Raw genomic sequence first — 22089 nt, forward strand, 5'->3', positions numbered from 1 at the left:
ATAGTTTACCGATCATTTGAAAGAAAATGACAGTGCCAACCAGCGCCCTCCTTCCCTTGCGCCCATGAAAAAGGGCTCCGAAGAGCCCTTTTAAAACCAGTGTCACACCCGTGTGCAGGTCAGGGACGCAGGGACTTGTCCGCACGAGAGATGCCGCAGACACCGGAGCGCACCACTTCGATGATCTCGTTGGTCTGGGCAGCCGTCTTGATGAAGGCGTCCAGCTTCTCGCTGGTGCCCACCAGCTGCACCGTGTACTGCTCCGGGGTGACGTCCACAATCTGGCCACGGAAGATATCCGCCAGCCGTTTCAGCTCGTCGCGGGCACCACCGGCGGCGCGTGCCTTGACCAGGGCGATCTCCCGCTCGATGTGTTCCCCTTCGCTCAAGTCACACACCTTGAGCACGTCCACCAGCTTGTGCAGCTGCTTCTGGATCTGCTCCAGCACCCGCTCGTCACCCATGGTGACTATGGTCATGCGGGACAGGGTGGGATCCTCGGTGGGGGCCACCGTCAGGGTCTCTATGTTGTAGCCGCGCTGGGAGAAGAGGCCCACCACACGGCTCAGGGCGCCGGATTCGTTCTCCAGCAGAACGGAAATAATATGTCGCATCAGCCTCTCCCCATCTTGCTCAGCCACGGAGCGAAACCGTTCTCCACCAGAACAGCTGAAATGATATGCCTCATCAGGTTCTCTCCGTCTTGCTCAGCCACATCTCGTCCATGGCACCAAACTTGATCTGCATCGGATAGACGTGTTCGTCCGGGTCGACCGAGATGTCCATGAACACCAGCCGATCCTTCATGGCGAAGGCCTTCTCCATGGCGCTCTCCAGCTCCGCCGGATCGCTCACCGCGATGCCGACGTGGCCATAGGCTTCCGCCAGCTTGACGAAGTCCGGCAGGGATTCCATGTAGGAGTGGCTGTGACGGCCGCCGTAGAACATCTTCTGCCACTGCTTGACCATGCCCAGCGCACGGTTGTTGATGGAGATGATCTTGATGGGCACTCCGTACTGCATGCAGGTGGAGAGCTCCTGGATGTTCATCTGCACAGAGCCGTCACCGGTGACGCAGCAGACCACGGCATCCGGGTTGGCAAACTGGGCCCCCATGGCGGCCGGAATGCCGAAGCCCATGGTGCCGAGGCCACCGGAGTTGATCCACTGGCGCGGCTTGGCGAACGGGTAGTAGAGGGCGGCAAACATCTGGTGCTGGCCCACGTCGGAGGCGACGAAGGCCTCCCCCTTGGTCACCTTGTAGAGCGCTTCAATGACCTGCTGCGGCTTGATCAGGGTGGGGTGGGTCTCATAGGCCAGGCAGTTGCGGGAGCGCCACTGATCGATCTGGCTCCACCAGTCCGCCAGTGCCTGCTTGTCGTTGTCGAAGCCGCACTCGCGGATCACTTCCAGCATCTGCTCCAGCACGGTTTCCACCGAGCCGACGATGGGCACATGGGCCTGCACCGTCTTGGAGATGGAGGTGGGATCTATGTCGATGTGGACTATGGTGGCGTTGGGGCAGAACTTGCTCACGTTGTTGGTGACGCGGTCATCGAAGCGGGCACCCACGGCGAAGATGAGATCCGCGTTGTGCATGCTCTTGTTCGCTTCGAAGGTGCCGTGCATCCCCAACATGCCGATGAATTGCGGATGGGTGCCGCTGAAGGCCCCCAGCCCCATCAGGGTGGTGGTCACCGGCAGGTTCAGCAGCTCCGCCAGCTTGGTCACCAGGTGATCCGCATTGGCGTTGATGGCACCACCGCCCACGTACATGACGGGGCGCTGTGCCTCCACCAGCAGCTTGGCGGCCCGCTTGATCTGGCCCTTGTGTCCGGCCTTGGTCGGATTGTAAGAGCGCAGGGAAACGGACTCGGGATACTGGTAGGGGAATTTCTCTTTCGGGTTCTGCACGTCCTTGGGCAAGTCCACCACCACGGGCCCCGGGCGGCCACTGGCGGCAATGTAGTAGGCCTTCTTGATGGCATCGGGAATGTCGCTGGCCTTCTTGCACAGGAAGCTGTGCTTCACCACAGGGCGGGAGATGCCGATCATGTCGGTCTCCTGGAACGCGTCCTCCCCTATCATGCTGGTCGGCACCTGACCGGACAGGATCACCAGAGGGATCGAGTCCATGTAGGCGGTGGCGATGCCGGTGATGCAGTTGGTGGCGCCGGGACCCGAGGTCACCAGCACAGTGCCCACCTTGCCAGTGGAACGGGCGTAACCGTCAGCCATGTGCACCGCGGCCTGCTCGTGCCGCACCAGGACATGCTCCATCTTGCCGTTTTCGAAGAGAGCGTCATAGATGTCGAGCACTGAGCCACCAGGGTAGCCGAAGACATGCTCAACTCCCTGATCTTCCAGCGCTCTAACCACCATCTGGGCGCCTGATAACATCTCCATGATAAAGCCCTCCAGGCTTTGCTCCGTTAAGCGAAAGCTACCGACAGTCCGCTGCTTCCCGGCAGCGCCGATCCGTCTCTTGTTGTTGTCTGCATCCAGACCAGGCGAGTTCGGAGCCGTCGATAGTAGAAAAATAGGTTTTTTCCATCATTCACCCCAAAAGCGGGTGAAAAACCAACTTAACCCGCTTGTGAACGCTTGTCCACGGCTTTGTCTGACCAGAACAGTCATAAATTTCAAACAGCTATTAACATTCAGTGACTTGGTCACCAGACCGGAAACAAAGCGGGGAGTATGGGAGGGAAACTAGCGGATCATGCTGCCAATCAGGGCCGGGATGGAAATAAATGGCCCGCCCCATGGGGCGGGCCGTCAAAGACCATCCAGTCTTACTGCTCGTCGTCCGGCTCCGCCAGCCAGATCTGCTGATCCGGATCCGTCTCTTCACAGACCGAGATGCTGACCCCCATGTCGAGCAGCTCATGCAGGGTGAGATTGTCTGCCAGTGTCATGGTGTCGCCGTTTTCATTGGTAAAGCGCATGTTGTCCGTCCTCTCCTTGGTGGGATCAATTCAGTCTAGTCAAAGGCACTGAGTTGCGATAACCAGGGACGGGCCAATGTCGGGTTGCTCGCCAATTCGCTGAGGCTGTCACACACCTCCTCCGGGAAGAGGGTCTTGGCCCACAGGCGGCGGGAGAGAGAGGCCAGCTCCTCCTCGGCACCGGCAAGCAGCCAGTCGGCCAACTCCCCCGCCACATCGGGGTAATGCACTCTGCCGGGTGCCGGCGCCTCCAGCCAGCTTCGCACCGCATTGGCATCCAGCGTCTCCATCAACTGGGCCAGCCCCATCAGCTCCAGGGTTCTGCCGTTGGTCAGCTGCTCGAACTGACCGCCGAGCGGCTTGACCAAGAGCTTCTTGCCCAGCGAGAGCGCCTCCGAAGCAAGTTCAAACCCCGCGTTGCTGATGACCCCCCGGCAACCGGCCAGCGCCAGCTTGAACCCCTCCCGGGCTGCGGGCTCGAAGCGGATGTTGCGCCATTGACTGGCCTTGCGAAGGCCGGGGTGAAAACAGACGAAGCGCTGCTGACTGAAGCGCGACAACAGCGCCGCTATCTGCTCGGTTTGCTCGAATGGCAGATAGACCAGGATCTGCTGGTTGTCCGGGGCCGGGGTCATGGGATCTATGATGGGGGGCAGCAGCGGCTGACCGAAGTGGAACCAGTGCAGCCCCAGAGAGCGGCTCACCGGGGCGAAGTGGCGCATCATCTGGCGGTTGAAACCACTCTCACCCCAGCGTGGAATGGGCCAGTCGAAGCTGGCCTGATGGCTAATGGTCAGACTGGGTTTTTGCCAGCGCCGGGCGGCGTGGGCACTGAGTGGCTCAAAATCGCTGATCACCAGATCGTAATCCCGGCAATCCAGCGCCCGCATGTCCTGCCAGAAGCGAAGGGGAGAGAGTCCCTTGAGGGTGCGCCAGCCCGAGATGCGGCCCTGATGGCTGACGAAACTGATGCCGGGGAAGGCACGATAATCCCCGAACTCCCCCATCTCGAAATAGCCGTCGGCGGCACGCCCGCTGAACAGGTAGTCGACCTCTATCCCCCTGGCTTTCAACGCCCTGGCCAGGGTGCGGCTGCGACTGATATGACCGTTGCCGGTCCCCTGCACGCCAAACAGTATCCTCATCCCTGGCTCCAGCCGAGCGCCCACAGGGCGCAGCCGCCCCCGAGCAGGGCGCCGGCCACCAGATCGCTCAGATAGTGCACCCCGAGCAGCAGGCGCGACGCACCGACCAGGATGGCCCAGAGAAACAGCAGCGGCGCCCAGAGCGGAAAACTTGCCGCCAGCACGGTGGCCATCAGGAAGGCGGCGGCGGTATGGCCGGAGGGCAGGCTGTAGCGATCTGAGGGGGTGATGAAGACCGGCAAGCCCACGGGACGCTGGCGTCTCAGGGCATTCTTGAGCAGCAGGTAGAGCGGCAGCTCGGCGGCAAAGGCCAGCAGGGCGACTTGCACCACTTCCCGCTGCGCCTCCCCCTGCCACCAGAGCAGGACGGCCAGCACGGCGTAGAGGGGACCGTCACCGGTGCGAGAGACGAGCCGGCTGATCCTGGCCTGCGGCCCGTTGTAGGGATGAAGCAGGCAGACACGGCACACCCGCAGGTCCCATTGCTGGATCTTGTTCATCACGCCTCCTGCCCTTGAGTCTTGCCTGCAGACTAGGGCGGCGGAGTGACACTTGGTTGAAGGAGAGATAACAGATTTGTGACATGCACCATGCAAAAAGGGCCATGCGGCCCTTTTATCAGCTATTACCCGGGGAGACTCAGTTCAGGGAACCGCGCAAGCCGTTCTCCATCAACTGGCAGTTGTGGGCCGCCAACCGGCTCATGAAGCTCTCGTCCACCGTCAGGCCGAAAACCTGCTCGTAGAGATCCTTCATCACGAAGGGCTGCCACATCATGCTGAGGAAGGAGATCTTCAGCATCTCGGGATCCAGGTTGTCACCCAGCTGGCCATTGGAGCGCATGGACTCGAGCAGGGCATCGAACTGGGGCAGTTGACGCTCCAGCAGACGATTCAATACAAAATCCCGCCCAGGGCTCTTTTCGGTTGATAACGCGCTGGAGATGGCGGAAGTCAGCTCGCTGTTCGGTGCCATCACCTGATAGTAGGTGTTGAGCAGGTCGTTGAGGCTGCGGTTGCTGGTCTCATCCTGCCAGGCCTGATCCAGCGGCTCGGCGACATCCCCCAGCACCGCCTTGTAGAGGCCCTCTTTGCTGCCGAAGTAGTAGTGGATCATCGCCAGATTGGAGCCGGCCAGCTCGGCGATCTCGCGGGTCGTCACCTTGCTGTAAGGGGTGTTGAGAAAACGTTCGCGTGCGGCGGCGAGCAGCTTGTCACGAATGTCGGAACGTCCGACCGGACGGCCAGGTCTGCGTTTTTCCATGGAATACCTCAGATAATTCAGCAAGGGCTGATAAGTCGATCTGATTGTGCGGGTGATCGAGTACAGCAGGAACGACCAGATAATCAGGCATGAACCGAATATGGGACAAGGAAATTTGCACTCCTTTACAATCCGATTAAATAACACAGTGAATTGAACCTGTCCTTTCGAGTTGACACAGCATAAAAATCTCGATATTGGTAGTAGCGTTATCGACTGGAAGGATTGAGTCATCATGCATATTGCCGCTCCGCTACTACTGCTCTCCCTAATCGCGACTCCTCGCGCGGGATCCTTGTAGCCGGGCTAAGGCATAGCCGGAATTTACAAAAACCCGTGCACCCCGCACGGGTTTTTTTATGCCAATGCAGGATGCACGCACTGAACTTAGGAAGAGGGAAGTCACATGTCAGATCGAGTCATCATATTCGATACCACCTTGCGTGATGGCGAGCAGGCGCTGTCGGCCAGCTTGACGGTCAAGGAGAAGCTGCAGATTGCCCAGGCGCTGGAACGACTCGGTGTCGACATCATGGAAGTGGGCTTCCCTGTCTCCTCCCCCGGTGATTTTCAATCGGTGCAGACCATAGCCCGTCACATCAAGAACAGCCGGGTCTGCGCCCTCGCCCGCGCCCTGCCCAAGGACATCGATGCCGCCGGCGAAGCCTTGCGGGTTGCCGAAGCCTTTCGCATCCACACCTTTATCTCCACCTCCTCCATCCACGTCGAAAGCAAGCTGAAGAAGAGCTTCGAAGACGTGCTGGAGATGGGAGTCGGCGCCATCAAGCATGCCCTGCGCTACACAGACGACGTGGAGTTCTCCTGCGAGGATGCGGGCCGCACGCCGATCGATAATCTCTGCCGCATGGTGGAGGCCGCCATCAAGGCGGGCGCCCGCACCATCAACATCCCGGACACTGTGGGCTACACGGTACCGACCGAATTTTCCGGCATCATCCAGACCCTGTTCAACCGGGTCCCCAACATCGACAAGGCCATCATCTCGGTCCACTGCCACGACGATCTGGGCCTCTCGGTGGCCAACTCCATCAGTGCCGTGCAGATGGGGGCGCGCCAGATAGAGTGCACCATCAACGGCATCGGCGAGCGGGCAGGCAACTGCTCCCTGGAAGAGGTGGCGATGATCCTGAAAACCCGCGCCGACCTGCTCGGGGTGCACACCAACATCCGCCACAACGAGATCCACCGCACCAGCACCCTGGTCAGCCAGCTGTGCAACATGCCGGTACAGCCGAACAAGGCCATCGTCGGGGCCAACGCCTTCTCCCACAGCTCCGGCATTCACCAGGACGGCGTGCTCAAGGCCAAGAACACCTACGAGATCATCACCCCCGAGAGCATCGGCCTCACCCAGAACAACCTCAACATGACCTCCCGCTCCGGTCGCCACGTCATCAAGCACCGCATGGAGAGCATGGGCTACGCCGAGAGCAGCTACGATCTCGACCACCTCTACGGCAAGTTCCTGGTCCTGGCCGACAAGAAGGGGCAGGTGTTCGATTACGATCTCGAGGCGCTGGCCTTCTTCAGCCAGATCCACGAGGAGCCCGAGCACTTCAAGCTGGAGTACCTCGGGGTGCAGAGCGGTAGCTCTGTGCTGGCCACCGCTTCGGTCAAGCTCAAGGTGGGCCAGGATCTGATCTGCGAAGCGGCCACCGGCAACGGCCCGGTGGATGCGGTCTATCAGTGCATCAACCGCATCACCGGCTACGAGATCCGCATCGACAAGTACGAGCTCAAGGGCAAGGGCGAAGGCAAGAATGCCCTCGGCCAGGTCGACATAGTCGCCGAATACAAGGGGCGCAAGTTCCATGGCATGGGGCTGGCCACCGACATCATAGAATCCTCGGCCCAGGCCCTGGTCCATGTCATCAACAGCATCTGGCGCGCCGATCAGGTCGCCGAGCAGATGGAACGCAATAACAACATCAAATCGGAAACCGTCTGAACAGGCATCGGCTCGCAATATCGGGTCACTGGGCAGATGGAACTCAACACAACATCAGGACGGAGACAGTCTGAACAGGTAGAGGATCGCAGTATCGGATCGCTGGGCAGATGGAACTCAACACAACATCAGGACGGAGACAGTCTGAACAGGTAGAGGATCGCAGTATCGGGTCACTGGGCAGATGGAACTCAACACAACATCAGGACGGAGAGAGTATGAGCAGTTATCGGATCGCAGTATTGCCGGGGGACGGCATTGGCCCGGAAGTGATGGCCGAGGCCATCAAGGTACTGGAAAAGGTGCAGGCCAAATTCGGTTTCTCCCTCGACTATGATCGCTTTGATGTCGGTGGCATCGCCATCGACAACCACGGCACCCCGCTGCCGCAAAGCACCATCCAGGGCTGCGAAGCGGCCGATGCCGTGCTGTTCGGCTCGGTCGGCGGCCCCAAGTGGGAGCACCTGCCACCGAACGATCAGCCAGAGCGCGGCGCCCTGCTGCCCCTGCGTGCCCACTTCAAACTGTTCTGCAACCTGCGTCCGGCCCGTATCTATACCGGCCTCGAGCAGTTCTCCCCCCTGCGTGCCGACATCTCGGATCGCGGTTTTGACATCGCCTGCGTGCGCGAGCTGACCGGTGGCATCTACTTCGGCCAGCCCAAGGGGCGCGAAGGGGAAGGTGCCATGGAGAAGGCATTCGACACCGAGGTGTACCATCGCTTCGAGATCGAGCGCATCGCCAAGATAGCGTTCGAATCGGCCCGTGTGCGCCGCAGCAAGGTGACTTCCATCGACAAGGCCAACGTTCTCGCCTCCTCCATACTGTGGCGCGAGGTGGTGACGCAAGTTGCCAAATCCTACCCGGACGTGGCGCTGAACCACATGTACATAGACAACGCCACCATGCAGCTCATCAAGGATCCGTCCCAGTTCGACGTGCTGCTCTGCTCCAACCTGTTTGGTGACATCCTCTCCGACGAGTGCGCCATGATCACCGGCTCCATGGGGCTGCTCCCCTCCGCCAGCCTGAACGAATCCGGCTTCGGTCTGTTCGAACCGGCCGGTGGCTCGGCCCCGGACATCGCCGGCAAAGGCATTGCGAACCCCATAGCCCAGATCCTCTCCGCCGCCCTGATGCTGCGCTACAGCCTGGGCCAGGAAGCCGCCGCTCAAGCCATCGAGCAAGCCGTAGCCCAGACATTGGCAGAGGGATACTTCACCGCCGATCTGCATCAGGGTAACGCACAGCATCCGGTGCAGAGCACCGCCGAGATGGGCAGCCAGATAGCCGCACGGATCTGAGCCACGCAGCACATAACAAGGAATACAGAGCAATGTCCAAGACCCTCTATCAGAAAGTGTTCGACGCCCACGTGGTACGGGAAGTGGAAGGGGAAACCCCCCTCATCTACATCGATCGCCATCTGGTCCATGAAGTGACCAGCCCCCAGGCGTTCGACGGCCTGCGCGCCATGAAGCGCCCGCTGCGCCGCCCGGATCTGACCTGGGCCACCATGGATCACAACGTCTCCACCACCACCAAGGACATCGCCGCCTCCGGCGAGATGGCTCGCATCCAGATGGAAACCCTGGCAGCCAACTGCAAGGAGTTCGGGGTCCGTCTCTATGACCTGAACCACAAATACCAGGGCATAGTCCACGTGATGGGGCCTGAGCTCGGCATCACATTGCCCGGCACCACCATAGTCTGCGGCGACTCCCACACCGCCACCCACGGCGCCTTCGGGTCGCTCGCATTCGGCATCGGCACCTCCGAGGTGGAACACGTGATGGCGACCCAGACCCTGAAGCAGGGCCGGGCCAAGACCATGCGCATTTCGGTCAACGGCAAGCTGGCCGAGGGCATCAGCGCGAAAGACGTGGTGCTGGCCATCATAGGTCGGGTCGGCGCAGCCGGCGGTACCGGTTACGTGGTGGAGTTCGCTGGCGATGCCATCAGGGGTCTCTCCATGGAAGGGCGCATGACGGTGTGCAACATGGCCATCGAGCTCGGCGCCAAGGCGGGGATGATAGCCCCGGATCAGACCACCATCGACTACATCCGCGGCAAGGTATTCGCCCCCACAGGCGAGGCGCTGGAGCAGGCCATCGCCTACTGGCAAACCCTCAAGAGCGACGAGGGCGCGACCTTCGATGCCGAAGTGGTGCTGGACGCCGCCGCCATCGCCCCTCAGGTGACCTGGGGCACCAACCCGGGCCAGGTGATCGCCGTCAATGAACCCATTCCTGCGCCGGAGTCGTTTGCCGATCTGATGGAGCAGCAGTCCGCCCGCAAGGCGCTTGCCTACATGGGCCTGCAGCCGGGCCAGAAGCTCTGTGATGTCACCATCGACAAGGTGTTTATCGGGTCGTGCACCAACAGCCGCATCGAGGATCTGCGTGCCGCCGCCGCCATCGCCCGTGGCCGCAAGGTCGCCGCCGGGGTACAGGCCCTGGTGGTACCGGGCTCCGAGCAGGTGAAGGCCCAGGCCGAAGCCGAGGGGCTGGACAAGATCTTCCTCGAGGCTGGCTTTGAGTGGCGCCTGCCCGGCTGCTCCATGTGTCTGGCCATGAACAACGACCGGCTGCAACCGGGGGAGCGCTGCGCCTCCACCAGCAACCGCAACTTCGAGGGGCGTCAGGGCCGTGCCGGCCGCACCCATCTGGTGAGCCCGGCCATGGCCGCCGCCGCCGCCGTCACCGGCCGCTTCGCCGATATTCGTGCGCTGTAAGAGGGGTTGAGGATGAAAGCATTCAAACAACACGGACGGCCCTTCGCCGTCACCGACATCATCTTCGCCGACATTCGCGCGCTGTAATTACGAGGAGAACAAGATGACAGGCTTCAAGCAACACAAAGGGATCGTCGTCCCCCTCGACAGCGCCAACGTCGACACCGACGCCATCATTCCCAAGCAGTTCCTGCAGAAGGTAAACCGCATCGGTTTTGGCAAGCACCTGTTCCACGACTGGCGCTTCCTTGACGATGCAGGGGAGCAGCCCAACCCGGAGTTCGTGCTGAACCAGCCGCAATTCGCCGGTGCCAGCATACTGCTGGCCCGGGAGAACTTCGGTTGCGGCTCGAGCCGCGAGCACGCCCCCTGGGCGCTGGCGGATTACGGCTTCAAGACCATCATTGCCCCGAGCTTTGCCGACATCTTCTACGGCAACGCCATCAACAACGGCATGGTGCCGGTACGCCTGAAAGAAGAAGAGGTCGAGGCCCTGTTCCAGCTGGTCGCGGCCAATCCGGGCACCCAGATCGAAGTGGATCTGGAGGCGAACCAGGTGCGCGCCGGCGCGCTCACGTTCGGTTTCGAGATCGATGAGTTCCGCCGCTACTGCCTGCTCAACGGGCTGGATGCCATAGGCCTGACCCTGCAGCACGAGGCCGCCATCAGCGCCTTCGAGGCAAAACAGCCGAGCTGGATTTAAACAGGCATATGAGGGCGGGCCCGATTGAAATTTCCACATCGACGAGTTCCGCCCCCATCTATCTGCTGCCTGCTCAACGGGCTGGATGCCATCGGCCTGACCCTGCAGCACGAAGCCGCCATCAGCACCTTCGAGGCGAAACAGCCGAGCTGGATCTAAGTACACTCAAAACCAGTATCGACGCCTTCGAGACAACCCAAGGCAGCCGAGCTGGATCTGACGCGCCAGCGGCAAGAAAGCGAGTAGAATCCACAGGGAGCCCAGGCTCCCTGTTTTATTCTCACTCCCGCCCAGGCACAGTGGGCTCACCGACAGGAAAGGATGATGAAGACGACCCGCTCCCTCTCCCTGCTGCTTGGCATGCTGCTCGCCCTCCCGGCCAGCGCCGGGCAGACCTATTTCAACAGCAACGGCGGCCAGCTCAACGTCGGCTGGCAGGACAGGGAGGGCCAACCCCAGCAACTCAGCTACCGGCTGGAGGCGGGCAAGCTGCCGCCGCTCATCGCCTATCGCCCGGCCAGGATGCAGGAGGAGGTGCTGCAGACCTTGCTGCAGCAGGCTGCCCTTGAGTTCCCCGAGGTGCAATTCTCCCTCTCCCGCCCCAGCCTCGCCCTCAGCCTCAAGAGCCGCAACGCCGACAAGGCCAGAGAAGCCTCCCTATGGGTCAAGCCGGAGCAGGCCAGGCTGGAGGCCGAGTGGCTCAAGCAGCACTACTTCCAGCCCTTCACTGCGCCCGATGGCGCCCCCGCCATCAAGCAGGATCATGTGCGCATCGCCCTGGAGAGCCGCGCCGAGCTGGCGCCGCTCGCCGAGCAGTTCAAGCAGGAGGGCGCTACCGAGACAGAGGCGCGCCAGAAGACGGTGGAGTACATGCTCGACTTCATCCAGGCCATCCCCTATCAGCTGCTCGACAGCCAGTCGGGGCGCTCTGGCAAGGGCTTTCTGAGCCCGCGCCAGGTGCTGGAGCAAAATCGGGGGGATTGTGACAGCAAGGTGACCCTGATGGCGGCCCTGCTGGCCCAGCGCTTTCCCGAGCTGAAGCAGGCCATGGTGTTCGTACCGGGCCATGCCCTGCTGGGGGTGGCGCTGCCGGCCGGCCCGGGTCAGGCGACCCTGAGCTGGCAAGGGGAGACCTATCTGCTGCTGGAACCAACCGGCCCCGCCCAGCTTCCCATGGGCCAGCTCGCCCCCACCAGCAAGACGCTGGTCGACAGCAAGCAGTTGAGCGTCCAACCCGTTCTGGCCAGCAACTGAGTCTCACCCAGGGCGGCAACCTGGGCAGGAAGGCAAGATTGACCCGGGCCGAAAATGCATCGACCAGCCGGTGGCTGGTCGATGGAACAGGGTAGTGTGCGAGCTCAGGTCAGCGGCAGGAACTCCAGCGCCAGCAAGAGCCCGCCCTCCTCCTCCAGCACCCGCACTATGCGGGCCTGGGCCTCGAAGGGGGGCAGCAGGTTGCTGCTGGTGGCCAGGCTCACCCTGATGGGTTGAGCCAGATCGAAGCCATGTTCATTCACCTCGACCCCCATGCCATTGGCGCTGAGATCCCGGCAGACTCCCTCAAGCACCTGCTGGTGCTGGAACAGGGTGACAGGGGCGTTGATGACCATGCGCTGGAAGGCACGTCTTTCCTTGGTGCTGGTGATCACTGGGGGCATCCTCCTTGGTGGTGGCTCGCACGGCGCGGCCCGTGAAACATAGTGCTGGCCTCCCCCAAAGAAGGTCAATACAATGCGGTTCGTTGCTCAAACGGGGTGCGGTTTACCGCTGAGATTATACCCGTGAACCTGATCCAGATAATGCTGGCGGAGGAATTTGAGGCATGGCGCGCGTTTTTTGCGCCCTCATCCGCTGGCCCTCACCACAAGAGAGGTGCCATTGATGAGCAGACCGCTGCCCATGGCACCTCAGTACCCACAGGAGTGCCATTGATGAAGACCCTGCTGCTGCTCGCGACCGGCCTGCTCTCTGCCCAGGCATTTGCCGCCGACACCCTCACCGTCTACACCTACGGCTCCTTCGCCGCCGAATGGGGCCCGGGTCCCAAGATCAAGCAGGCCTTCGAGAAGGAGTGCGGCTGTACCCTCAATCTGGTGGCCCTGGAAGACGGTGTCGCCATCCTCAACCGGCTGCGGCTGGAAGGCCAGCACAGCAAGGCAGACCTGGTGCTGGGGCTGGACGATGCTCTGGTCAGCGAGGCCAAGCAGAGCGGCCTGTTTGCCCCCCATCACACCAGACTCGACGCCCTCAAGGTGCCGGGCGGCTGGCAGGATGACACCTTCGTCCCCTATGACTACGGCTACTTCGCCTTCGTCTACGACAAGGACAAACTCAAGCAGCCCCCCAAGAGCCTGAAAGAGCTGGTGGAACGCCAGGATCTCAAGGTGATCTATCAGGATCCCCGCACCTCCACCCCGGGCCAGGGGCTGATGCTCTGGATGAAGTCTGTCTATGGCGATCAGGCCCCCGCCGCCTGGGAACAGCTGGCCAAAAAGACGGTCACCGTCACCAAGGGCTGGTCCGAGGCCTATGGCATGTTCCTCGACGGCGAGGCGGACATAGTGCTCTCCTATACCAGCTCCCCCGCCTATCACCTGATCGCCGAGAACAAGCCCCAGTACCGGGCGGCCGCCTTCGCAGAGGGGCATTACCGTCAGGTGGAAGTGGCCGCCAAGCTGAAAAGCGCTGCCCAGGACAAGCTGGCGGACCAGTTCCTGCAGTTCATGGTCAGCCCCGCCTTCCAGCAGGAGATCCCTGCCGGCAACTGGATGTACCCGGTGATCGACCAGCCGCTGCCCAAGGGCTTCGAGCAGATGATCACGGTCGCCAAGCCGCTGAGCTTCACCTCTGATGACGTGGCCGCCAATCGCAAGAACTGGATCCGCGAATGGCTGCAAGCCGTCACCCAGTGAACGCAGGCTCTCGTCCCCTCTGGTGGCTGCCGGGCAGTGCAGCCACCCTGCTGATCCTGCTGTTGTCCCTCGGGCCGCTCGCGGCCCTGCTCTGGCAGGCGGGCACCTTGTCTCCCCGCACCCTGCTGGCCGATCCCTATCTGCGCCATGTGCTGGGCTTCAGCCTGGGGCAGGCCCTGCTCTCCACCCTGCTGAGCTTAGGTGTAGCCATCCCGGTGGCCCGTGCCCTGGCGCGGCGCCGCTTCCCCGGCAGGGCCTTGCTGCTGAAGCTGTTCGGCCTCTCCCTGGTGCTGCCCGTCATCATCGCCATCTTTGGCATGGTCGCGGTGCACGGCCGCCAGGGCTGGCTGCCGCAGCTGCTGCGCGGCCTGGGGCTGGATCCCGGCAACTACCTGTACGGCCTGTTCGGCATACTGCTGGCCCATGTGTTCTTCAACATGCCGCTGGCGGCGCGCCTCATACTGCAGAGCATAGAGAGCGTCCCCGAGACCTCCTGGCGCCTCGCCAGCCAGCTCGGCATGCGCTCATCCCACATCTTCCGGCTGCTGGAGTGGCCGCTCATCCGCGGCATACTGCCGGGGCTCGCCAGCCTCATCTTCATGCTCTGCTTCACCAGCTTCACCACAGTGCTGGCGCTGGGCGGCGGTCCCAAGTCCACCACCCTGGAAGTGGCCGTCTATCAGGCACTGCGCTTTGACTTCGATCTCGCCACCGCGGGCGGACTGGCGCTGGTACAGCTGCTGCTGACCGTCGCCCTGCTCCTGCTGCAACACAGGCTGCAGACCACCCCGGCCAGCCGTCTCACCAGCCGCCGCCCCTGCCTGAGGCCGGATCGCCATCAGCCGGGGACAGGCCTGGTGGATGCCGTGGCGCTCTGCACCGGGCTCGCCATCTTCCTGCCGCCCCTGCTGGCCATAGTCGTGGCCGGTTTCAACCCCGGCCTGCTGACGGCGCTGGCATCCCCCGCGCTGTGGCAGGCGGGCGGCCAGTCCCTGGCCATCGCCCTGGCGGCCGGGTCACTGGCGACCCTGCTCGGCGCCGGTCTGCTGCTCACCAGCCGTCACCTGAGGGTGCGCGGGCGCAAGCGGCGGGCCGCCGCACTGTGGGAGGCCAGCGGCTCCATGATCCTGATGATCCCGGCAGTGGTGCTGAGTACAGGGCTCTTCATCATGTTCATGCCCTTTGCCGACGTCTTTGCCCTGGGCCCCTGGCTGGTGGTACTGGTCAACGCCCTGATGGCGCTGCCCTATGTGCTGCGTACCCTCAGCGCCCCCATGCAGCTGGTAGTGCGCCAGTACGACCGGCTGGCGGACAGCCTTGGGGTACGCGGTCTGCATCGCCTGCGACTGGTGGAGTGGCCTCTGCTGCGCCGCCCGCTGGCGCTCGCCATGGCGCTCTCCATGATATTGTCCCTCGGGGATCTCGGCGCCATCGCCATGTTCGGCAGCCAGGCCCTCACCACCTTGCCCTGGCTGCTCTATCAGCAACTCGGCAGCTACCGGCTGACCGAGGCTGCCGCCACCGCCCTGCTGCTGCTCACGCTCTGTTTCTCCCTGTTCTGGCTGGTTGAGCGGGGTCTTGGAGGAAAAAATGGCGAGCATTGAGGTACAAACCCTGCGCTACCGTTTCTGCGGCTGTTCTGGCTGGTCGAACGGACTCTTTGAGAGGAAAAAATGCTGAACATCGATGAACTGGTCACCAGCTACCCGGATTGGCGCGTCAGCTTCAGCGCCACCCTGCCCAGGGGGGAGATCACCGCCCTGATAGGGCCGAGCGGTGCCGGCAAGTCCACCCTGCTCGGCATGATCGCCGGCTTCGTGCCGGTGGAGTCCGGCCGTCTCAGTTTCGATGGCGTCGATCTGCTGCCGCTCGGCCCCGCCGAGCGGCCGGTGACCACACTGTTTCAGGATCACAACCTCTTCCTGCATCTGTCGGTGTTCGACAACATCGCCATCGGACTGCACCCTGGCCTGCGCCTGAGCGAGGCCCAGCGCGAGCAGGTGAAACAGGGGGCAGAGCGGGTCGGTCTTGGGGACATGCTGAGCCGCCTGCCGGAACAGCTCTCCGGCGGCCAACAACAGCGGGTGGGGCTGGCCCGCGCCCTGGTGCGGGGAAAACCCCTGCTGCTGCTGGATGAACCCTTCTCGGCCCTGGATCCCGCCCTGCGCCGGGAGATGCTGGCCGAGGTGGCCCGCCTCGCCTGCGAGCAGGGCATCACTGTGCTCATGGTGTCCCACAACCCTGAGGATGCCCAGCTTATCGCCGATCAGGTGCTCTTCGTCGACGAGGGGCGCATCGCCCTGCAGGGCAAACCCGACATACTGCAGAACAGCGAGCACCCCGGGCTGCTGCGTTACCTTGGTCGCGCTCTATCTCCATAGTGGATGGCCAACAAGCTGATGGTCTCCCCCTGGCATAACCCCGGAAGATGCCCAGCTGATCGCCGATCAGGTGTTGTTCGTGGATGAAGGCCGCATCGCTTTGCAGGGCAAACCCGACATACTGCAAGACAGCGAGCACCCCGGGCTGCTGCGCTACCTTGGCCGTACACAAGGGCAATGACGGCAACGGGATCAAAAAAGGGGAAGCCGTCCGGCTTCCCCTTTCTCATGCAGAGATTGCGTTGAATCAGAGATTTTCCTCGGCGAACGAAGCCAGCCGGCTGCGCACCACCCCGTTCAGGAAGATGTTGGCACTGCCGTCGAAGTCCTTGAACCGCTCGACGATGTAGGTCAGACCCGAGGTCACCGGGCTCAGGTAGTTGGAGTCTATCTGGGCCAGGTTGCCGGAGCAGACGATCTTGGTCCCCTCGCCGCAGCGGGTGATGATGGTCTTGATCTGGGAGGCGGTCAGGTTCTGGCACTCGTCCAGCAGCACGAAGGTGTTCTGGATGCTGCGCCCGCGCATGAAGTTGACCGATTTGAACTGGATGTTGGCCTTCTCCATGATGTAGCTGAGGGACCCGCTCATGTTCTCGTCCTGCTTGTGCAGCACCTCCAGGGTGTCGGTCACCGCCGCCAGCCAGGGCATCATCTTCTCCTCCTCGGTGCCGGGCAGGAAGCCGATGCTCTCGGCAATCTCCGGGGTGTTGCGGGTGACGATCACCTTCTCGTAGATCCCCTTCTCGATCACCAGCTCCAGGGCAGCCGCCATGGCGAGCAGGGTCTTGCCGCAGCCCGCCGGGCCGGTCAGGATCACCAGATCGATGTGCGGATCCAGCAGGGCGTCCAGCGCCATGCCCTGATAGATGTTCTTGGGATGCACCCCCCAGGCCTTGCGTGACATCAGCCGCTCGCGGCCCAGATCCTTGAGGCGGATCTTGTTGCCGTCGTGGCTCAGCACCCTGGCTGCGAAGAAGTTCTCCTCGTCCAGCAGGTACTGGTTGACGTGCACCCCCTCCAGCAGATTCGAGTCGATCACGTGGACTGTGTCGCGGCCATGGGTCTCGCTGTCGCACTCGCCGACCCGCTCCCAGAAGCTGCCTGGCACCACCTGGAAGCCCTTGGCCAGCAGGCGGATGTCGTCGATCAGCTGATCGCTGCGGTAATCCTCCACGTGGGCAAGGCCCGCCCCCTTGGCCTTGAGGCGCATGTTGATGTCCTTGGTCACCAACACCACCTGGCGTTTCATCTCGTGCTTTTGCAGGTAGAGGGCCGCGTTGATGATGCGGTTGTCCGCCTCCTTGTCGGTGAACACCTCGGCATCCTGGGGCAGATGGTGATCGCTGAAGATGGAGATGCGACCGCTCGCCTCGCCGGCCAGCGCCACCCCTTGCACTATCTGCTCCGGGGTCGCATCGCGGAACACGTCTTCCAGGGCACGGATGGCGATGCGGGCATCACGGCTGACGTCCTTCTGGCGATCCTTGATGTTGTCGAGCTCTTCGAGCACCGTCATGGGGATGAGCACGTCGTGCTCTTTAAAGGAGTAGATGGCGAGGGGTTCGTGAAGCAGAACGTTGGTATCCAGGATAAACAGCTTTCGGTCCGTGTTGTCCATAAGCATCCTCCTTGGCACTGAAGGTGCCACGTGTGTGAATCTCAGATGTCATTGAAACCACACGGCCGTGACAGTTTTATTACCCCTCACGCTACGCCCGAATTTACCGGTGTGCAACATTTCCCTTGTCCGTCCTAACTAACTGTATATAAAGCAATCAATAAAAAAGACCGGCCCACAGGCCGGTCTTTTAAGCTGATTTATGCCCCTGTTGGCCCCATTAGCCACACTTGGAATCGCCGCAGTTGAGGCAGGTCATGCAACCATCCTTCTGCACCAGCGCCTTGGTGTGGCACTTGTAGCAGAGCGCAGCACTGGCCGGGAAGCCGCTGCCTGACTGCTGGGCGTCAGCCTCCTGTTCGGCCTGCATCTGTGCCTGTTTCTCGGCCAGAAACGCCTGCTGATGCTCATCCAGCCCGGTGGCCTTGAGCATGCCGATCTCGGTGAGATGGGTCTCGATCACGTTGCCAATTTCGGCGATAAGGGAGGGAACATACTTGCCCTTGTTCCAGTAGCCCCCCTTGGGATCGAACACGGACCTCAGCTCCTCCACCAGGAAGGTGACATCCCCGCCCTTGCGAAACACCGCAGAGATGATGCGGGTCAGCGCCACTATCCACTGGTAGTGCTCCAGGCTCTTGGAGTTGATGAAGATCTCGAACGGACGGCGCGTCTCGTGGACTGTGCCCTCGTTGAGAATGATGTCGTTGATGGTGATGAACAGCGAGTGCTCGGAGACATGCTCCGGCGTCTTCAGCTTGTAGGTGGTGCCCATCAGCCGCTCCGGACGCAGCACAGTCTCGTGCATGTGTACCACGTCATCCTGGGGAGCCGGTGCTTCTTGCGGCTCATCCCGGGTTTTCACCTTGTAGGCGACGATTTTCCTGTCGATCTTCTTGACCATAATCTGTTCTCAGAATTTGCCGTAATAGCCTTCTTTCAAGGCGTCGTAGAGGTTGGCGGCGGTGTGCAGCTCGCCATCGTATTCGATCTCTTCGTTCCCCTTCACCGTGATGACGGAGCCATCCTCCAGAGTGAACTCGTACTGAGTGTTCTCCAGATCCTTCTCCTTCACCAGCACCCCCTGGAAGGCCTCGGGGTTGAAGCGGAAGGTGGTGCAGCCCTTGAGGCCGGAGTCCGAGGCATACATGTAGATGTCCTTGAACTGCTCGAACGGGAAGTCGGTCGGTACGTTGGCGGTCTTGGAGATGGACGAATCTATCCAGCGCTGGGCCGCGGCCTGGATGTCCACATGCTGGGCAGGGCTGATGTCGTCGGCGGTGATGAAGTAATCCGGCAGACGGCAGCCCTCATCCTCGGTGTAGGGCATGGCGCCGGCGTTGACGAGCTCGCGATAGGCCAGCAGCTCGAAGGAGTAGACATCCACGCTCTCCTTGCTCTTCTTGCCCGCCTTGATGACGTTGCGGCTGTAGTGATGGGCGAAGCTCGGCTCTATGCCGTTGCTGGCGTTGTTGGCCAGCGACAGAGAGATGGTACCGGTCGGCGCTATGCTGCTGTGGTGGGTGAAACGCCCGCCCACCTCGGCCAGTGCGGCCACCAGGGCGGGATCCACCTCGGCCACCTGCTGCATGTAGCGGCTGTAGCGTGCATGCAGCACCTTGCCCTTCACCTTGTCGCCGAGCTTGATGCCATCGGCCGCCATCTCGGGGCGCAGCCGCAGCATCTTGCCGGTCACCTCGAACTCCTGCTCCATGATGGGGGCAGGGCCCTTCTCCTTCGCCAGCGCCAGGGACTCCTGCCAGCCGGTCATGGCCAGCTCCTGGGAGACCTGCTCGGTAAACGCCACGGAGGCAGCAGAGCCATACTTTATCTGCAGCATGGTGAGGGTCGAGCCCAGGCCGAGGAAGCCCATGCCGTGGCGGCGCTTGGCGGTGATCTCCTCGCGCTGCCTGGGCAAAGGCAACTGGTTGATCTCCACCACGTTGTCCAGCATGCGGGTGAAGATGGCCACTACCTTGCGAAACGCGGGCCAGTCGAAGGCGGCCCGCTCGGTGAAGGGCTCGCGCACAAACTTGGTCAGATTGACCGACCCCAGCAGGCAGGCGCCATAGGGGGGCAAGGGCTGCTCACCGCAGGGGTTGGTGGCGCGGATCTCCTCGCAGAACCAGTTGTTGTTCATCTGGTTCACCTTGTCGATCAGGATGAAACCGGGCTCCGCATAGTCATAGGTGGAGGTCATGATGACGTTCCACAGCTTGCGGGCAGGCAGGGTCTTGTAGACCTTGCAGGCCACCTGCCCCAGCGCGTTGATCACCACCCCTTCCTTGTTCGGCCAGTCCGCCCAAAGCACCTGCTCGGGATCGTCCAGGGCGATGCAGTCCTGCTCCACCTCCTTGGCGGTGTAGGGGAAGATGAGCCGCCAGGGCGCATCCTCTTTCACCGCCTTGACGAACTCTTCGGTGATGAGCAGGGAGAGGTTGAACTGGCGCAAGCGACCATCTTCCCGCTTGGCCTGGATGAACTCGATCACGTCGGGATGGCGGATATCCATGGTGCCCATCTGGGCGCCACGGCGGCCGCCCGCCGACGAGACGGTGAAACACATCTTGTCGTAGATATCCATGAAGGAGAGCGGGCCCGAGGTGTAGGCCCCGGCGCCGGAGACGAAGGCACCGCGCGGACGCAGGGTCGAGAAGTCATAGCCGATGCCGCAGCCCGCCTTCAGGGTCAGGCCGGCCTCGTGCACCTTGCCGAGAATGTCATCCATCGAATCTTCGATGGTGCCGGAGACGGTGCAGTTGATGGTCGAGGTGGCCGGCTTGTGCTCGAAGGCCCCTGCATTGGAGGTGATGCGACCCGCCGGGATGGCGCCATTGCGAAGGGCCCACAGGAAGGGCTCATACCAGGCATCGGGCTCGCTCTCCTGGGCCGCCAGCGCACGGGCAACCCGCTGATAGGTCTCGTCTATGGTGCCGTCGATGGGCGCCCCATCCTTGCTCTTGAGGCGATACTTGCTGTCCCAGATCTCGAGGGAGGTTTCCTGCATGGGGATGAGGGCAGAGTTGGGTCCACTCTCCAGAACAGGGTTGGATTTAGCCATTTTCAAGCCACCTTATGTGAATGCAACAACGTCATGACAGAGTCAAAACACAACCAATAGGTTTAATGTCAACCATATAGCACTATATATAGTATCTCTCTCACGGGGCGCCGATTCTATCCTAAAAAAATGCCCCGGCCAGCAGATATTTGGGCCAGGGCATTTAACCGGTTCATTTCCCGATGAATTTAACGGGAGGAGGAATCTCAGGGCTTCTTGACGTACACGCTCGGCGTCTCACCCGCCATATTCAGATAGAACTCGTAGACACCGTCGGCATCCGGCGAGAACTTCATGTCCTCATACTTGGAGCAGGGGTTGACCGGCACAGGCTCTCCGCCCAGCACGGCGACGCCGTCACTCGGACTCTTGTAGCCGAAGTTGGTGCCACAGCTCCAGCCGGAATCGGCGAACTTGAACTTGTAGGGCGCCCACTCTTTCTTGAGCGTCCCCTTGGCCATGTAGAGTTTGTCGGCCACCTTGACCACCTTGCTCTCATCGGTCGCCATCCAGTCGTTCATCTCCCCCCGCAGGTAGATGGACTTGCCACCGAAGTCGCTGTTGTCTGCCGCCTGCTCTGCACCGCCATTGGATGCGCAACCGCCTAATACCAGGGTTCCCGCCGCCAGCATCATCGTTACTGTTCTTTTGAACATGTGTCCATTCCTCAGATTATTGTGATTCCTTGGCCCATCGAACGTGGGCAGACGAATTAAAGCAGAGCAGGCATCACAAGAAAGGTAGAGTCATCACATTCTGTGCTTTTTATATCCAGCACGTCGCGCCGATGGATAAATATCGAACAGAAAAGGGGGAGAGGTTTTGGAGAGGAGAGAGCTCATCGTCAAACTGCAGGAGTGTTAAAGCTCAATTATCAATCAATGCACTGATTTTCAGGCAATAAAAAACCCCGCTCAGTGAGCGGGGTTTCTTGTATTGGGTGCCTGGCAGTGTCCTACTCTCGCATGGCGAATGCCACACTACCATCGGCGCTACCGCGTTTCACTTCTGAGTTCGGCATGGGATCAGGTGGTTCCACGGCGCTATGGCCGCCAGGCAAAAAACTTCATCTGGAAAGCTGACGTGAATAATGATGTTGCGCTTGGCTTGTCACTATCACTGAATTTTGAGTAGTTCGTTCATTCGCTACAAGCACCAGAAACACTTCTTGGGTGTTGTATGGTTAAGCCTCACGGGTAATTAGTATGGGTTAGCTCAACACGTCGCCGCGCTTACACACCCCACCTATCAACGTTGTGGTCTCCAACGGCCCTTTAGGACCCTCAAGGGGTCAGGGATGACTCATCTCAGGGCTCGCTTCCCGCTTAGATGCTTTCAGCGGTTATCGATTCCGA

At 61.5% G+C, this 22089-nt stretch carries 19 protein-coding genes, 2 rRNA genes, 1 pseudogene and 1 riboswitch; of the genes and pseudogenes, 9 read left to right on the forward strand and 13 right to left on the reverse strand.

The window, feature by feature from the left end; genetic code table 11:
* Positions 1–119: 119 nt before the first annotated feature.
* The 6 genes from ilvN to ACB030_RS05020 form a co-directional block, all read right to left on the reverse strand.
* The gene (gene ilvN, locus ACB030_RS04995; protein ID WP_025328160.1) at positions 120–614 is read right to left on the reverse strand and encodes an acetolactate synthase small subunit; all 495 of its coding nucleotides are present in this window, start codon (positions 612–614) and stop codon (positions 120–122) included.
* Between the two features lie 73 nt (positions 615–687).
* Entirely contained in the window at positions 688–2406 is a 1719-nt protein-coding gene (locus ACB030_RS05000) for an acetolactate synthase 3 large subunit (protein ID WP_205641086.1), read from the reverse strand.
* A gap of 389 nt (positions 2407–2795) precedes the next feature.
* On the reverse strand, positions 2796–2948 hold the full coding sequence (locus ACB030_RS05005) for a hypothetical protein (protein ID WP_205641085.1): 153 nt from the start codon (positions 2946–2948) through the stop codon (positions 2796–2798).
* 35 nt (positions 2949–2983) lie between these two features.
* Entirely contained in the window at positions 2984–4093 is a 1110-nt protein-coding gene (locus tag ACB030_RS05010) for an MJ1255/VC2487 family glycosyltransferase (RefSeq protein WP_371158511.1), read from the reverse strand.
* Positions 4090–4593, reverse strand: coding sequence for a phosphatase PAP2 family protein (locus tag ACB030_RS05015; RefSeq protein ID WP_205641083.1), 504 nt, complete (start codon positions 4591–4593; stop codon positions 4090–4092). The genes ACB030_RS05010 and ACB030_RS05015 overlap by 4 nt, the downstream gene beginning before the upstream one ends.
* A gap of 139 nt (positions 4594–4732) precedes the next feature.
* A complete protein-coding gene (locus ACB030_RS05020) occupies positions 4733–5356 on the reverse strand; it encodes a TetR/AcrR family transcriptional regulator (protein ID WP_205641082.1) in 624 nt (207 codons plus the stop codon).
* 406 nt (positions 5357–5762) lie between these two features.
* On the opposite strand from ACB030_RS05020, the gene leuA reads away from it, so the two are divergent.
* The 6 genes and pseudogenes from leuA to ACB030_RS05050 all read left to right on the forward strand — a co-directional run bounded on the left by leuA (position 5763) and on the right by ACB030_RS05050 (position 12016).
* Positions 5763–7325, forward strand: a complete 1563-nt coding sequence (gene leuA / locus ACB030_RS05025) for a 2-isopropylmalate synthase (RefSeq protein WP_106885895.1) — start codon at positions 5763–5765, stop codon at positions 7323–7325.
* Positions 7326–7543: 218 nt separating this feature from the next.
* Positions 7544–8629: a 3-isopropylmalate dehydrogenase gene (gene leuB, locus ACB030_RS05030; RefSeq protein WP_371158512.1), complete on the forward strand. Its 1086-nt coding sequence runs from the start codon at positions 7544–7546 to the stop codon at positions 8627–8629.
* Between the two features lie 32 nt (positions 8630–8661).
* Positions 8662–10059 carry a 3-isopropylmalate dehydratase large subunit gene (gene leuC, locus ACB030_RS05035; protein WP_371158513.1) on the forward strand — a complete coding sequence of 466 codons (1398 nt, stop codon included), beginning with the start codon at positions 8662–8664 and terminating at the stop codon, positions 10057–10059.
* Between the two features lie 103 nt (positions 10060–10162).
* A complete protein-coding gene (leuD, locus tag ACB030_RS05040) occupies positions 10163–10762 on the forward strand; it encodes a 3-isopropylmalate dehydratase small subunit (protein WP_025328167.1) in 600 nt (199 codons plus the stop codon).
* A 66-nt stretch (positions 10763–10828) separates the two neighbouring features.
* A pseudogene (gene leuD, locus ACB030_RS05045) lies at positions 10829–10921 on the forward strand (3-isopropylmalate dehydratase small subunit); the annotation flags it as partial.
* A 165-nt stretch (positions 10922–11086) separates the two neighbouring features.
* Positions 11087–12016, forward strand: coding sequence for a transglutaminase domain-containing protein (locus ACB030_RS05050; RefSeq protein ID WP_371158514.1), 930 nt, complete (start codon positions 11087–11089; stop codon positions 12014–12016).
* A 104-nt stretch (positions 12017–12120) separates the two neighbouring features.
* On the opposite strand, the gene ACB030_RS05055 is transcribed toward ACB030_RS05050, so the two are convergent.
* Entirely contained in the window at positions 12121–12411 is a 291-nt protein-coding gene (locus tag ACB030_RS05055) for a PilZ domain-containing protein (RefSeq protein ID WP_005323856.1), read from the reverse strand.
* 91 nt (positions 12412–12502) lie between these two features.
* A riboswitch (TPP riboswitch) is annotated at positions 12503–12593 on the forward strand.
* A gap of 100 nt (positions 12594–12693) precedes the next feature.
* On the opposite strand from ACB030_RS05055, the gene thiB reads away from it, so the two are divergent.
* The 3 genes from thiB (at position 12694) to thiQ (ending at position 16055) form a co-directional block, all read left to right on the forward strand.
* Positions 12694–13674 (forward strand): thiamine ABC transporter substrate binding subunit, encoded by a 981-nt coding sequence (gene thiB / locus ACB030_RS05060; protein WP_371158515.1) that lies wholly within the window; start codon positions 12694–12696, stop codon positions 13672–13674.
* On the forward strand, positions 13650–15278 hold the full coding sequence (thiP, locus tag ACB030_RS05065; RefSeq protein WP_371158516.1) for a thiamine/thiamine pyrophosphate ABC transporter permease: 1629 nt from the start codon (positions 13650–13652) through the stop codon (positions 15276–15278). The genes thiB and thiP overlap by 25 nt, the downstream gene beginning before the upstream one ends.
* 69 nt (positions 15279–15347) lie before the next feature.
* On the forward strand, positions 15348–16055 hold the full coding sequence (thiQ, locus tag ACB030_RS05070) for a thiamine ABC transporter ATP-binding protein (RefSeq protein ID WP_319913014.1): 708 nt from the start codon (positions 15348–15350) through the stop codon (positions 16053–16055).
* Between the two features lie 247 nt (positions 16056–16302).
* Here thiQ and ACB030_RS05075 read toward each other — a convergent pair whose 3' ends face one another.
* The 6 genes from ACB030_RS05075 to ACB030_RS05100 all read right to left on the reverse strand — a co-directional run.
* Positions 16303–17673 (reverse strand): PhoH family protein, encoded by a 1371-nt coding sequence (locus ACB030_RS05075; protein WP_139435097.1) that lies wholly within the window; start codon positions 17671–17673, stop codon positions 16303–16305.
* A gap of 220 nt (positions 17674–17893) precedes the next feature.
* On the reverse strand, positions 17894–18577 hold the full coding sequence (locus tag ACB030_RS05080) for an NrdJb (RefSeq protein ID WP_139435098.1): 684 nt from the start codon (positions 18575–18577) through the stop codon (positions 17894–17896).
* A gap of 9 nt (positions 18578–18586) precedes the next feature.
* Positions 18587–20734, reverse strand: coding sequence for an adenosylcobalamin-dependent ribonucleoside-diphosphate reductase (locus ACB030_RS05085; RefSeq protein WP_371158517.1), 2148 nt, complete (start codon positions 20732–20734; stop codon positions 18587–18589).
* A gap of 206 nt (positions 20735–20940) precedes the next feature.
* Positions 20941–21390, reverse strand: coding sequence for a pullulanase (locus ACB030_RS05090; protein WP_025328176.1), 450 nt, complete (start codon positions 21388–21390; stop codon positions 20941–20943).
* A gap of 286 nt (positions 21391–21676) precedes the next feature.
* Positions 21677–21791, reverse strand: a 5S ribosomal RNA gene (rrf, locus tag ACB030_RS05095).
* 122 nt (positions 21792–21913) lie between these two features.
* A 23S ribosomal RNA gene (locus tag ACB030_RS05100) occupies positions 21914–22089 on the reverse strand; the annotation flags it as partial.

It is taken from the genome of Aeromonas sp. S16(2024), from assembly GCF_041403065.1.
Classification (GTDB): Bacteria; Pseudomonadota; Gammaproteobacteria; order Enterobacterales; family Aeromonadaceae; genus Aeromonas.

Excerpts from the sequence above, each read along its gene's own strand:
- ACB030_RS05005 (WP_205641085.1), bottom strand. The coding sequence starts at position 2,948 with ATGCGCTTTACCAATGAAAACGGCGACACCATGACACTGGCAGACAAT.
- ACB030_RS05010 (WP_371158511.1), bottom strand. The coding sequence starts at position 4,093 with ATGAGGATACTGTTTGGCGTGCAGGGGACCGGCAACGGTCATATCAGT.
- ACB030_RS05085 (WP_371158517.1), bottom strand. The coding sequence starts at position 20,734 with ATGGCTAAATCCAACCCTGTTCTGGAGAGTGGACCCAACTCTGCCCTC.
- leuB (WP_371158512.1), top strand. The coding sequence starts at position 7,544 with ATGAGCAGTTATCGGATCGCAGTATTGCCGGGGGACGGCATTGGCCCG.
- ACB030_RS05050 (WP_371158514.1), top strand. The coding sequence starts at position 11,087 with ATGAAGACGACCCGCTCCCTCTCCCTGCTGCTTGGCATGCTGCTCGCC.
- thiP (WP_371158516.1), top strand. The coding sequence starts at position 13,650 with ATGGCTGCAAGCCGTCACCCAGTGAACGCAGGCTCTCGTCCCCTCTGG.
- thiB (WP_371158515.1), top strand. The coding sequence starts at position 12,694 with ATGAAGACCCTGCTGCTGCTCGCGACCGGCCTGCTCTCTGCCCAGGCA.
- leuA (WP_106885895.1), top strand. The coding sequence starts at position 5,763 with ATGTCAGATCGAGTCATCATATTCGATACCACCTTGCGTGATGGCGAG.
- ACB030_RS05015 (WP_205641083.1), bottom strand. The coding sequence starts at position 4,593 with ATGAACAAGATCCAGCAATGGGACCTGCGGGTGTGCCGTGTCTGCCTG.
- ACB030_RS05000 (WP_205641086.1), bottom strand. The coding sequence starts at position 2,406 with ATGGAGATGTTATCAGGCGCCCAGATGGTGGTTAGAGCGCTGGAAGAT.
- ACB030_RS05075 (WP_139435097.1), bottom strand. The coding sequence starts at position 17,673 with ATGGACAACACGGACCGAAAGCTGTTTATCCTGGATACCAACGTTCTG.
- ilvN (WP_025328160.1), bottom strand. The coding sequence starts at position 614 with ATGCGACATATTATTTCCGTTCTGCTGGAGAACGAATCCGGCGCCCTG.
- ACB030_RS05080 (WP_139435098.1), bottom strand. The coding sequence starts at position 18,577 with ATGGTCAAGAAGATCGACAGGAAAATCGTCGCCTACAAGGTGAAAACC.
- thiQ (WP_319913014.1), top strand. The coding sequence starts at position 15,348 with ATGCTGAACATCGATGAACTGGTCACCAGCTACCCGGATTGGCGCGTC.
- ACB030_RS05090 (WP_025328176.1), bottom strand. The coding sequence starts at position 21,390 with ATGTTCAAAAGAACAGTAACGATGATGCTGGCGGCGGGAACCCTGGTA.
- ACB030_RS05020 (WP_205641082.1), bottom strand. The coding sequence starts at position 5,356 with ATGGAAAAACGCAGACCTGGCCGTCCGGTCGGACGTTCCGACATTCGT.
- leuC (WP_371158513.1), top strand. The coding sequence starts at position 8,662 with ATGTCCAAGACCCTCTATCAGAAAGTGTTCGACGCCCACGTGGTACGG.
- leuD (WP_025328167.1), top strand. The coding sequence starts at position 10,163 with ATGACAGGCTTCAAGCAACACAAAGGGATCGTCGTCCCCCTCGACAGC.